The 11887-nt window shown below is 35.6% G+C and carries 11 protein-coding genes; 2 read left to right on the top strand and 9 right to left on the bottom strand.

Features of this window, described 5'->3' with window-relative positions:
* Positions 1-41 precede the first annotated feature (41 nt).
* From A1704_RS02730 to A1704_RS02695, 8 genes are all read right to left on the bottom strand, one after another.
* Entirely contained in the window at positions 42-1226 is a 1185-nt protein-coding gene (locus A1704_RS02730) for a sigma-54-dependent transcriptional regulator (RefSeq protein WP_062670237.1), read from the bottom strand.
* A 56-nt stretch (positions 1227-1282) separates the two neighbouring features.
* Complete coding sequence (locus A1704_RS02725; RefSeq protein WP_062670235.1) at positions 1283-1942, bottom strand: YggS family pyridoxal phosphate-dependent enzyme; 660 nt, start codon at positions 1940-1942, stop codon at positions 1283-1285.
* A 64-nt stretch (positions 1943-2006) separates the two neighbouring features.
* On the bottom strand, positions 2007-2876 hold the full coding sequence (locus A1704_RS02720) for a polysaccharide deacetylase family protein (protein ID WP_062670233.1): 870 nt from the start codon (positions 2874-2876) through the stop codon (positions 2007-2009).
* 294 nt (positions 2877-3170) lie between these two features.
* Positions 3171-3899 (bottom strand): DUF72 domain-containing protein, encoded by a 729-nt coding sequence (locus A1704_RS02715; protein ID WP_062670231.1) that lies wholly within the window; start codon positions 3897-3899, stop codon positions 3171-3173.
* A 4-nt stretch (positions 3900-3903) separates the two neighbouring features.
* Positions 3904-6771, bottom strand: a complete 2868-nt coding sequence (locus tag A1704_RS02710) for a heavy metal translocating P-type ATPase (RefSeq protein WP_062670229.1) — start codon at positions 6769-6771, stop codon at positions 3904-3906.
* A 194-nt stretch (positions 6772-6965) separates the two neighbouring features.
* On the bottom strand, positions 6966-7526 hold the full coding sequence (locus A1704_RS02705) for a helix-turn-helix domain-containing protein (RefSeq protein ID WP_062670227.1): 561 nt from the start codon (positions 7524-7526) through the stop codon (positions 6966-6968).
* The gene (locus tag A1704_RS02700; protein ID WP_062670225.1) at positions 7523-7918 is read right to left on the bottom strand and encodes an acyl-CoA thioesterase; all 396 of its coding nucleotides are present in this window, start codon (positions 7916-7918) and stop codon (positions 7523-7525) included. The genes A1704_RS02705 and A1704_RS02700 overlap by 4 nt, the downstream gene beginning before the upstream one ends.
* Positions 7919-8015: 97 nt before the next feature.
* The gene (locus A1704_RS02695) at positions 8016-8429 is read right to left on the bottom strand and encodes a DUF6157 family protein (RefSeq protein ID WP_062670222.1); all 414 of its coding nucleotides are present in this window, start codon (positions 8427-8429) and stop codon (positions 8016-8018) included.
* A 368-nt stretch (positions 8430-8797) separates the two neighbouring features.
* On the opposite strand from A1704_RS02695, the gene A1704_RS02690 reads away from it, so the two are divergent.
* Together A1704_RS02690 and A1704_RS02685 are read left to right on the top strand one after the other, a co-directional pair.
* Entirely contained in the window at positions 8798-9148 is a 351-nt protein-coding gene (locus A1704_RS02690) for an RNA recognition motif domain-containing protein (RefSeq protein WP_034696719.1), read from the top strand.
* A gap of 137 nt (positions 9149-9285) precedes the next feature.
* Positions 9286-10038, top strand: a complete 753-nt coding sequence (locus A1704_RS02685; protein ID WP_062670220.1) for a hypothetical protein — start codon at positions 9286-9288, stop codon at positions 10036-10038.
* 55 nt (positions 10039-10093) lie between these two features.
* Here the strand turns inward: A1704_RS02685 and A1704_RS02680 are convergent, their stop codons facing one another.
* A complete protein-coding gene (locus A1704_RS02680) occupies positions 10094-11878 on the bottom strand; it encodes a DUF4153 domain-containing protein (RefSeq protein ID WP_062670218.1) in 1785 nt (594 codons plus the stop codon).
* Positions 11879-11887 lie beyond the last annotated feature (9 nt).

Below are 11887 nucleotides of genomic sequence, written 5' to 3'. Positions count from 1 at the left end.
GTAACACTGCAAATTTTTATAATATGGTAAATAATAGGCTATTATTTCCTTACAAAACTTGCAACGTCACCTTCAGAAACAGTGTTTCCACCAAGAATAATCAATCTTTCAACAACATTCCTTAATTCTCGGATATTTCCAGTCCACGAAAGCGCTTTTAAAGCATCAATAGCTTTATCATCAAACTTTTTCGCAGCAGTACCATGCTCATCAGCAATCATTCCTGAAAAGTGCTCAACCAATAATTTGATATCTTCTTTTCTTTCATCCAATGGCGGAACATAGATTTCAATAACAGAAAGTCTGTGGTAAAGGTCTTCTCTGAATTTTCCTTCCTCAATTTCTTTCTGCATATTTTTATTGGTTGCCGCAATTACTCTTACGTCAACTTTGATTTCTTTATCACTTCCCACAGGAGAAACTTTGCTTTCCTGAAGTGCTCTCAATACCTTAGCCTGAGCAATAAGGCTCATATCTCCAATCTCGTCAAGGAAGATCGTTCCCCCATTGGCCTGTTCAAATTTTCCCTGCTTATCTTTAATAGCACCTGTAAAAGATCCTTTTACGTGTCCGAAAAGTTCAGATTCAATAAGTTCAGATGGGATAGCAGCACAGTTTACCTCTACCATAGGGCCTCTTGCACGCTCACTTTGATTGTGGATTGCATGAGCTACCAGCTCTTTTCCTGCACCGTTAGGTCCTGTGATCAGAACTCTGGCATCAGAAGCAGCTACCTTTTCAATCATATCCTGAATCTTTTGAAGAGCAGTAGAAGTACCAATCATCTGGTATTTCTTACTTACTTTTCTTTTTAGAGTTTTATTTTCAGTCTGGAGATTTTTGTTTTCTTTCTTCAGGGTTTCTTTCACCAATGCATTTTTCACACTTGTAATAAGTCTGTTGATATCAATGGGTTTGGAAATAAAATCATATGCGCCCTCTTTCAAACAGGAAACAGCGGAATCAATGTCTGCGTGTCCTGAGATCATGATAAAAGTAGTTTCTGGTTTTAAGGCAAGACTTTGTTTCAAAAGCTCGGTTCCTGAAAGCTTAGGCATTTTAATATCAGAAATCACTAGGGCGAAATCTTCTTTTTCTACCTGCTTGTAACCTTCAAGGCCATCTTCGGCGATAACAAATTCATAATCGGTGAGTTCATCCGAAAGAATACTATGAAGTACTCCCGAGATTGCTTTTTCGTCTTCTACTATAAGGATTTTTTGCATAGTTGCAAATTTAAATTTTTTGTTTCAATTATTAGCAAAAACTGTACCTAAATATTCTATTTGGAGTAGTCTCTTCTTCCAAAAATAGCAGATCCAACCCTCACAGAGTTAGCCCCACACTCGATTGCTATCGGGAAATCGTCACTCATTCCCATTGATAAAGTATTTAATGCTTTTGATTGATTTAATTCATCAAAAAGCTTCTTCAGTGTTAAAAATTCATTTCTAACCTGCTGCTCATCATCGGTGAATGTTGCCATTCCCATTAAACCAGTTATTTCCACATTGGGAAAATTGCCTTCAATAGATTGTTGAAAAAGAGCTTTCGCTTCAGAAATTTCAAGTCCGAACTTACTTTCTTCTGCTGCAATTTTTACCTGCAGAAGAACTTTAATCTTCCTGTTGTGTTTTCCTGCTTCTTTATTGATTTCTGTTAATAATTTTTCAGAATCCACACTTTGTATGGTATCTATGAAAGGAGCAATGTACTTCACTTTGTTGGTCTGTAAGTGACCAATCAAATGCCATTGGATATCCTGAGGAAGAAGAGGAGCTTTTTCCATCAGTTCCTGAACCTTGTTTTCTCCGAAAACTTTCTGTCCCAGGTCATATACTTCCTGAACAGCCGATGCAGGATGTGTTTTTGAAACAGCAACCAGCTGCACAGTGGATGGCAGCTGGTTTTTTATAGTGTTGTAGTTCTCTTTAATACTCATAATACAAATGTCCGAAAATTCTCTGAATGTTCAAAGCTTAGTGATATCAGGTATGCAGCGGTTATTAATTCAAAACCTCATTGATTTTAGGATATTGAGATATTTTTCTGAACACAAACCTGTTGCTTTTCTGCAATTTTTCAATAAACATATCCAGTTCATTGATAGAGTCTGCATCTCTCAGATACTGGTCGTGAGTAAGGAATACAAGGTGTCTGGATGTTTTCTCAAGGTCGTTCATGAAAATACTGTCTACTTTCTTGATCATGGCTTCATGACTTCCTTTTAAAGTCATTTTCTGAGAAGGTCTCCATTCAAGATCCCAGCCAATTACTTTATAACCGGCTTTTTTAAGTCCATCTGCTGCTAAAGTGGAACTTTTAATATCTGTTACATTAATATTGTTGAGCCTCCAGATATTTCTTCCGGGAGTTCTTGCTATTTTATCGGTAAGATTCAGACTGTCTTTGGCGATGTCAAAATCGTGAACTACAGCATCAGCATTTTTATAAAAATCTGTGTATTTGTTGTGAGCATGAGAAAAACTGTGATTGGCCAGCTCTACCAAAGGGTTTTGCTTAAGCAATAGCAGATCATCCTTCTGTTTTTTGCTTCCATAAGCATGCTTCCCCACCAGAAAGGCAGTGGCGCAGACATTTCTCTTGTCCAGGATTTTTAAAAGATTTTCTGTCCCCTGATTGGGTCCGTCATCAAAGGTAAGGTAGATCACTCTTTTATCCGGGTCTACGCTTTCATCATCCATATTACTGGAGACTATTTTTGCGGAAGGATGTTCCTGTGAACTGACGACGGGGTCATTATTCACTTCATTCTTGAAATTACAGCTGTTCAATAAAGCCGAAGTTGTACTCATCAATACAACCATCCCGAGAAAAGTCATATTTTTTGACTTTCCCGCAAAAATTTTTCTCATAAAAATAATGGAATTTAAATTGTTAAAAATCGTTAAAAATAACAGATGAAAATTAACAAATTATATGCCAAGCTGTGCAGTTGTTTTTCTTTTTAAGTTTATTTTAAGAACTTTATTTTAAGGGAGATTTTCATTACCTGACAAGTTGTAAATTTATGATTTTCTTTTCTTTAAAATTTAACATTTATAAATATGAAAACGATAGTATTTTTCTATGTTTGTTAAGATTTCAATATTCTTCAATTGACGGAGAATTATTTTATTTTAACAAAATCAAATCATTCTGCCGGAGTGTTATTCCAAAATATGTTTTAGATACAGCGAATTTTTAATAGCTGCCGTTCCCCAGGTATTATTGAAGAAAATAAATGAGGTTTGGATTGTATTTTTAATCTTTTCAGCTAATGCATCCATGAAATCATTACTATATTCTGATTTGTAAAGAACAGGTTTTCCATGAAGCCTGTAATAGAGTATTTCCGGATGATTAATAATAAGGTCTTCAGGAAGATTGCCTGGAAAACTTACGCCTGAGAAGACAATATCGTGTTGTTTTAAAAGATCAAATATCTCTTTTTGCCACCATGAACTGTGGCGGAATTCAATGACGTTCAGAAATCTGGAATCGAGATTGTTGATAATCCGTTCTGTGTTCTCAACTGTATTTGTAAAGGAAGGAGGAAGCTGATATAGAAATCCGGACAGTTTATCCTTTAGGCTGTTTTGAATATGATTGCAAAATTGAGCAATCTCGTCTTTGGAATTTTCAAGCCGGTTTTGATGGGTGATGGCTTTTGGAATTTTAATGAAGAATCTGAAATTATCAGGTGTTTCAGCATGCCACTTCAATAATGTTTTTGAGGTCGGTTTTCTATAAAAAGTAGAATTGATTTCTACGGCATTGAATGTTTTTGAGTATAAAGAAAGAAAATCTTTACTTTGGGAATTTTCGGGATATAAAGACCCTTTCCAGTCGTTATTGTAAAATCCCGAGCACCCTATGTAAAGATTTTCTTTTGTCATGTTATTATTTTATATCCAGATCTACAGAGTTTAATCTTAATGAATTCAGTATCACAGACAGGGAACTGAAGCTCATGGCTGCAGCTGCAATCATTGGTGATAAAAGAATTCCAAAGAATGGATACAATAATCCTGCCGCAACCGGAACGCCCAGTACATTATAGATGAATGCGAAGAACAGATTCTCTTTAATGTTTTTGAGAAGTTTTTCACTAAGTAATTTAGCTTTTGCAACGCCTAAGATATCTCCTTTCAATAAAGTAATTTCAGCACTTTCAATCGCAACATCTGTTCCTGTTCCCATAGCAATGCCCACATCAGACTGGGCAAGGGCAGGAGAGTCGTTGATTCCGTCTCCCGTCATCGCTACAATTTTGCCCTGCTGCTGTAGTTTTTTTACCTCATTCAGTTTGTCTTCAGGAAGACAGTTGGCTTTGAAATGTTTGATTCCTAATTCATCAGCAACAGCTTTGGCAGTATGTTCGTTGTCTCCGGTCATCATAATGACGTCTATACCTTCACTCATCAGCTGTTTTACGGCTTTCTTAGAGCTTTCTTTGATTTTATCTGTAAAGCTTACGAATCCCAGCACCTGCTGTTTCTGTGCGATATAAGAAATAGTATGAGCTTTAGACTGAACTTCTACTGCTTTCTGTTTTAAGCTCTCCGGAATCATAATCTGATGGGAGGTCAGGAGACTTTCATTTCCAAGATAAGCAATCTTTCCGTTGATATTTCCTTTCACTCCTTTTCCTGAGATATTCTCAAACTGATCTACTTTTTCCACAGTCAGATTTTCTTCTTTTGCTCTTTTTATTATGGCATTGGAAAGTGGGTGTTCAGAATTTTGATTCAAAGAAAAAGCCAGTTTTAAAATCTGATTCTGATCTCCGTTTACTGTTTCAATATGTTCTACGGAGGGTTTCCCTTCTGTTAAAGTTCCTGTTTTATCAGTAATCAAAACATTTACTTTATTCATCTGTTCCAGAGCTTCTGCATTTTTGATAAGGATTCCGTTTTTAGCACCTTTCCCTATTCCTACCATTAAAGACATGGGAGTGGCCAGACCAAGGGCACAGGGACAAGCCACAATCAAAACAGCAACAGCATTCACAAAAGCAAATAGAGTCCTTTTTCCTTCCGGGCCGAAAAACTGCCAAAGAACAAAAGTAAGTACTGCAATAAGAATAACTACAGGGACAAATACTTTTGAAACTTTATCCGTAAGCTTCTGGATAGGTGCTTTGCTGCGGCTGGCTTCATTCACCATTTTGATGATCTGGGAAAGCAGTGTTTCATCACCTACTTTTTCTGCCTTCATAATGAATACCTGGTTACCGTTGATGGTTCCGGAAGATACTTTATCGTCAACATTTTTTTCAACAGGAACAGGTTCTCCGGTAATCATGCTTTCGTCCACAATAGAATTTCCCTCAATGATTTTTCCGTCTACGGGAATTTTTTCACCCGGTTTTACCTTTAATAAATCTCCTATTTTTACTTGGGAAAGCAGTACTTTTTTTTCTTCACCGTTTATCATAAGATTGGCTTCATCAGGTGAAAGATTCATTAATTCTTTAATGGCATTTCCTGTTTTTTTATGAGCTGCTGCTTCCATCAGCTGACCTAAAATAACAAGGGTTAAAATCACACAGACTGCCTCAAAATACAATGGGATTTCATGATTATGTCCACGAATTTCATGTGGAATAATGTCTGGAAATATCAGAGCAACAATACTGAAAATAAATGCAGCAGCAACTCCCAGAGCAATCAGACTGAACATATTGAGGTTCCATGTTTTGAAGGAAACCCAGCCTCTTTTCAACAGAAACCATCCTGAATAAAACATTACAGGAAGAGTCAATGCAAGCTCAATAAATCCCTGGATCTGATGAGAGAAAGGGAAATTGATCAACATTCCTCCCATAGAAAGAATGAAAACCGGAATCGTAAACGCGAGTGAAATAATGAACTTTCTTTTTAATAGAGTATAGGTTTCATCTTCGTCATCATCACCGCTGTCCGGCATTCTCACGAGATCCATTCCGCAGATCGGGCAGTCTCCCGGTTCGTCACGAATGATTTCCGGATGCATAGGACAGGTGTATTTTGCGGTTTTCTTTTCCGGATATTTTACAAGATCCATTCCGCAAACCGGACATCCCACATTAGAATCATAGGTTTTGTCGCCTTCACAATACATTGGGCAGTAGTACCTGCCTGCCATTTCATCAGTCACTTTAGGAGCCTCATGATGATGGTCATGATTATGATGATGGTGAGAATGAGAATGGGAATGAGCGTGATGCTGATGTGAGGTTGCTTTTTGGGCGAGTTCTTCAGTAATTGGCTCTAAATCCATATGACAAACAGGGCAGCTGCCTTTTTCATCATATACTTTATCCCCTTCACAAAACATCGGACAATAATGCTTCCCGATACTATCTTTAAAATTTTCAGGAAGGTTGGTTGATGAATAAGTTGGTTTATAATTAGGATCTTTGGCAAGCTTTTCTTCAATAGGAACCAGATACATTTTGCAGACAGGACATCTTTCCCCTTGTTTGAAATATACTTTATCTCCTTCACATTCCATTGGACAATAGTATACCGAAGACGGAGATACACGGTCCTGAGGTTTTACAAAGGCTGTCTCGGGATGATTGGGATCTTCAAGTCTGTATTTCCCTATTTCTGCCAGGGCATCATTTAATACCGAAAGTTTCACTCCATGATCAGAAGTGATGGTGGCGGTATCGGTTTCCAGATTTACATCGGCTTTAACACCATCAACACTGTTCAGTTGATTTGAAATTTTTTTCTGGCAGCCGGAACAGGTCATTCCGAGTATTTTATACTGTTGTTCCATGATTCTTAAATTTATAGTACAAATTTCCAAAATGGAAAACTAAGGTTGTTATAAATTTAAGGATAATAGTTATAAAATTAGGTGGAGTGGGAGAGTTTAAGGGTAGGAGAGTATAAGAGTAAGAGTGTTTGAGAGTTTGTAAGTTTGAATAGGAATATTTAACTCCTTCATCCTAAACGCTCAAACACTTAAACTTATAGATTGTCGAGTGCTTTGCGATTGTGTTCTTTGAGTTTTTTGAATTCAGTAGGAGTGAATCCTGTTGTATTCCTGAACTGGGAAGAAAGATGCTGTACACTTTTATACCCAAGTTTTCCTGCAATTTCAGTAAGGTTGAATTCGTTGTATAAAAGAAGCTCTTTTACCTTTTCTATTTTCTGAAGAATGAAGAATTGTTCTAATGTGATATTTTCGTTTTGAGAAAATGTTTTGGAAAGAGCACTGTAATCCTTGTGAAGTTTTGAACTTAAAAATTCGGAAAGCAGAAAATCTTCCGAGATATCGAGCTCGCTTATTTTTACAATGATCAGGTTTTTGATTTTTTCTACAGTCTGATGAGCTGAATCCATAATTCTTTCAAAACCTGTATCGAGCAGTTCTTTTTCTATGATCTGCATTTTTTCAGGAGAAAGATCAGCTTCCGTTTCTACTTCTCCCAGTAAGATATTAGCTGTCTTTACATCTGCATTACGGAAGATATTTTCTACTGCCGAAATGCATCTGTTGCAGACCATATTCTTTATGAAAATCTTCATAGGCTGTTGTTTAACCTGTCTTTTACGAATTCTATCTGGGTTTTGCCATGAGGAACAGGATTGCCTTCTTCGTTAAGGTTTACCATGACAATTCTTTCTACCGTAATAATGGTTTGATGAGTCATTTTATTTCTTACATCACATCTCAAAGTAATAGAAGAAGACCCGAAATGGGTAGCTTCAATTCCAATTTCTATAATATCTCCCTGTTTGGCTGAGCTGACAAAGTTGATTTCAGAAATAAATTTGGTTACTACTTTTGTGTTTTCCAACTGAATGATAGCATAAAGTGCAGCTTCTTCATCAATCCATTGAAGGAGTCTTCCTCCGAAAAGTGAATGATTGGGGTTTAAGTCTTCGGGTTTCACCCATTTTCTGGTATGGTAGTTCATATCTTGTAATAATTTGCAGTACAAATTTAGTGTTAAAAGCTGATCTTTTCAAAAGAATAGTATTTATTGATCTGAAAAGAATCATTCATTTTCTCAATCATTTTCTTTTGGAACGCATGGCTTTCGTTTTTGCTATAGCAGGATCATTCAGTAATGTTTGATATTCTTCGCTTTCTATGGCAATCAGAGCTACTTTCCCTTCTGTATTATGATGGAATCCAAACCCATATTTTTTTGCTAAAGGAGAACACCGTAGACAAGGCTGGCCTCTGGAAAAGAATTTTTCTCTTTCATTCTCTTTCTCATTTTTTGAAATTTCATTTTTAATGGCATAGCATTCAAAAATTAGATCATCGGAAGAATATTGATAAGGACTTTTTATAAGTTGCTCATATTGGAGACTGGCGAGTGTTTTTTCCTTTTTTTCAGGAGGAACCTGTGAACGGAAAACAGGACAATCTTCAGCGGCTTCAATAAGTGTGTTGGTATAATTTGTGGTGTAAGATTTCATATTCTGGTGCAGTATTTAAAATTTTATGAAGAACAGGGCAGTAAGGAAGTTGATAAATGAAATGTTGTGTGTTATATCAACTTGATTTTGAGGACTCAGCGTTGGCATTTGTTTTTAAATCTTTAACTAATTTTATAACAAAATGCATTTCTAATTAACTATTTGGTAATCAGGTTTTTAAATTGTTTTTATGTGTTTTTTTTGTTTTTAGATTCAACATAATGTGAGAAATATTTAAAAAAAGCTTTGATTTGAAATTTTTAATTGTATCTTGCATACGTTTATATTTGGAATCAATATTTGTTCATTAATTTATGTTGTTTTTCTTTTATATACCAAATTTTTATTAATTTTTTAATTTATTTAAAATGAACATTTTTGTTTCAAACATCAATTACGCAACTAAAGAGTATGAGTTGCACGATCTATTCGCAGAATTTGGTGATGTATCATCAGCTAAAATCGTTACAGACAGAGAAACTGGTCGTTCCAGAGGTTTCGGTTTTGTAGAAATGGGTGATGAAGAAGGAAAGCAAGCTATTGAAGCTCTTAACCAAAAAGAATTTAACGGAAAAACTCTAAACGTATCTGAGGCTAAGCCAAGAGAAGAGAAGCCAAGAAGAAGCTTCGATAACAACAGAGGTGGAGGTTATGGTAACAACAATAATAGAGGCGGAGGCTATGGTAACAACCGTGGCGGAGGCGGAAATCGTTGGTAAAAATATGAAGCGGCTTTTAAGCCGCTTTTTTTATGGAATTTAATTTCCAGTAAATCATTTAATTATAACTTGGGTTGGAAAATGATGATGTTTTGGCATAATTTTAGAAATTATCAATCAATCAAAAAATAATTATAATGAAAAAACATTTATTAGCATTAATGATGGTGTTTGGTGGATTATTAATTAATGCACAGAACATTTACACAGGGCAGAACTTAGAGCAAAATAGAAAATACTGGGCAAGTAACAACCGATACTATTTGATTTTTCAGAATGATGGTAACCTTGTTTTGTATAACAGAGCCGGAGTTGCCATGTGGGATGCAGGAACTAATAACAAGGGAGTAAGAGCTGTTTTTCAGGATGATGGGAACTTAGTGGTTTATACTCCTGGAAATGGGGTGGCTTTTAGTTCTAATACTAATGGTAGAAGAGCGGAAAGATTAACTATTCAGGATGACGGAAATCTTGTTATTTATAATGGCTCAAACCCGTTATGGGCTTCAAAAAGCGATTTGAAAAATAGTGGAAGAGATAATGGCTTTGGCCGCGGAAATGGAAATATAAGTACTGGATACAAATTCCGTAAAGGAGGAAAAGTTTTCTCTCCTAATGGCAGTTATTATCTGACTTTCCAAAATGACGGAAATCTTGTTTTATCATACGATAACGGAGATGCAATCTGGGCATCCGGAACAGATAATAAAGGAAGCAGAGCGGAGTTCCAGTCAGATGGAAACCTAGTTGTTTATGATTCTTATAATAAAGCAGTATGGAGTTCAAATACTTCTCGCAGAGGAGCGAACAAGCTTTCTGTACAAAATGACGGAAACTTAGTCGTTTATAATGATTATACTCCATTGTGGAGTTCAGGAACTAATAGATAACAGACTATTTAGATAAAATAAAAAAGAGACTATCCATATGGTAGTCTCTTTTTATTTATTTTAATTTTATAAGGATATAAACGTTTTCGTAATAAATACTGGCATTGTAATTTTCAGAGTACTTTTCTCTTGTAATTTCACTGAAAATAAGCTTAACGTGATACTTTCCTAAATCAGATTCCATAGCAATTTCTGGGATTAATACATTTCCTTTCTTGTTTTTATTTTTCTCAAATAGTTTAATAATCTGTGGCCCGAAATCTATTTTTTCCTGAGAATTTAAACTGAGTTTTAATGATGACTTTTCTGTCAGTTGGTCCGTAAGCTCAAACTGGTCATTATTCAGTTGTTGGGGATCCCTGCTATACCGATGGAAAAAAATTAAATATTGATAATTCCCAATTTCTACAGCCTGTTCTTTACGAATAAGAACGAGTCTGTTCATTTCGTATGCTCTGTTTTTTACTGTTACATTCACATCCGAGAACTTATTCTGAATATCGTAATTGATACTATAAAATGTACCATTTTTAATATTGTCGGTTAATTCAGCCTGATCTTTTTCGTTCAGTAGAGTTGATAGAAATTCACTTTGCTTTCTTTCAGCCAGAAATTCAAATTTATCAGCAATTTCATTACGGACAGTATCAGTAACTTTTTTCTGAAAATTAATCTTGTCTGCACTCATTAGCTGATGCTGGTTTAAAATATTCATCAATTCTGTTTTCTGACTTCTCTTAGCCACACTAAATGCATTAAGATAAGGGGAAACCAATGCAAAAGCACCAAATAAAAATAAGCTGACAGGAATGAACTTTATTGTAGCTTTTTTGTTGAAAATAAAGTAGACAACAATGCTTAACAACCATAGAGCAAGCAGCAGAACGAAATACCTTGGTTCTGTATAACCATATTCTAAAATTCTGGTAAAAATAGCAGTGAAAAGCAGAACGATCAAAGGAACAATGGTATAATAAAATGCTCTTGAAAATATTCTGACCCAGGATTTTGCGTTTTCTTCTTTCAACGGATGAACCAGAAGTAATGCAAGGATGCCAACAATGCTATAGGCTAAAACAAGGTAAGAAACCCAGCCTCTTGGAAGCTGCCAGTTGATTAATATTTTAACAGAATAAAAATAAAGAATTGTTACATAGATAAGGAGTAACGGAATTAATATAAACTGAGTAAAAAACTTCAGAACAACGGGATAAGTTCCGTCTTTTTCAAGGTTATTTAAGCCTTTATCATTAAATAAAAGGAAAATAAAACTGCTTCCCAAAATAGCGAGAACAAAGAATGTATCTCTGTAAATTCTGTCATGAAAATTAAAGTCAAAAAGTTTATCAACCGCTAAGATGGCTAATTCCACACCGCCTGTCAGAACTCCTGTAAATACGGCAGTGAGAAAGATATTGATAAAAAGGTTTTTGTTATACTGCCAGAATCTGAGCTCTCTGTCTTTCTCCAGAAACGGAACAAATGATACCAATAAGTGAGAGAGAAGAGCAGTAACAGCAATGATATAAGCGTATACTTCTGTAAAACTGTTTTTTTTATCAGGCAGGATATAATAGAAACCTATAAGGAAAACTATACCGCATACTTGTAGTAGTAATTCTTTCCCGATTCTCTGTGACAACATTTTTAATGCAAACATCAGAGAAATTCCGAGACAGGAACAAATGGTGAACTTAATATAAGAAGTAATTTCACTACGTTCCGTTTCCACAATGTATATGGCACCAATAGCAGCTAATAAAGCCATTACCAAAATCATTGGATATCGGAAAATGACTTCATTGGCCCGGCTTAGAGTTTCCTGGAATTTTGTTTTCATGATTTGGTG

Origin of the sequence: Chryseobacterium cucumeris (assembly GCF_001593385.1) — a bacterium.
Classification (GTDB): domain Bacteria; phylum Bacteroidota; class Bacteroidia; order Flavobacteriales; family Weeksellaceae; genus Chryseobacterium; species Chryseobacterium cucumeris.
Note: the sequence above shows the minus strand (reverse complement) of the source record. Positions and strands in the feature narration are given on the sequence as shown.

What these genes read in the sequence shown, in the direction of transcription:
- A1704_RS02730 (WP_062670237.1), bottom strand. Translation starts at nt 1,226, where the DNA reads ATGCAAAAAATCCTTATAGTAGAAGACGAAAAAGCAATCTCGGGAGTA.
- A1704_RS02725 (WP_062670235.1), bottom strand. Translation starts at nt 1,942, where the DNA reads ATGAGTATTAAAGAGAACTACAACACTATAAAAAACCAGCTGCCATCC.
- A1704_RS02720 (WP_062670233.1), bottom strand. Translation starts at nt 2,876, where the DNA reads ATGAGAAAAATTTTTGCGGGAAAGTCAAAAAATATGACTTTTCTCGGG.
- A1704_RS02715 (WP_062670231.1), bottom strand. Translation starts at nt 3,899, where the DNA reads ATGACAAAAGAAAATCTTTACATAGGGTGCTCGGGATTTTACAATAAC.
- A1704_RS02710 (WP_062670229.1), bottom strand. Translation starts at nt 6,771, where the DNA reads ATGGAACAACAGTATAAAATACTCGGAATGACCTGTTCCGGCTGCCAG.
- A1704_RS02705 (WP_062670227.1), bottom strand. Translation starts at nt 7,526, where the DNA reads ATGAAGATTTTCATAAAGAATATGGTCTGCAACAGATGCATTTCGGCA.
- A1704_RS02700 (WP_062670225.1), bottom strand. Translation starts at nt 7,918, where the DNA reads ATGAACTACCATACCAGAAAATGGGTGAAACCCGAAGACTTAAACCCC.
- A1704_RS02695 (WP_062670222.1), bottom strand. Translation starts at nt 8,429, where the DNA reads ATGAAATCTTACACCACAAATTATACCAACACACTTATTGAAGCCGCT.
- A1704_RS02690 (WP_034696719.1), top strand. Translation starts at nt 8,798, where the DNA reads ATGAACATTTTTGTTTCAAACATCAATTACGCAACTAAAGAGTATGAG.
- A1704_RS02685 (WP_062670220.1), top strand. Translation starts at nt 9,286, where the DNA reads ATGAAAAAACATTTATTAGCATTAATGATGGTGTTTGGTGGATTATTA.
- A1704_RS02680 (WP_062670218.1), bottom strand. Translation starts at nt 11,878, where the DNA reads ATGAAAACAAAATTCCAGGAAACTCTAAGCCGGGCCAATGAAGTCATT.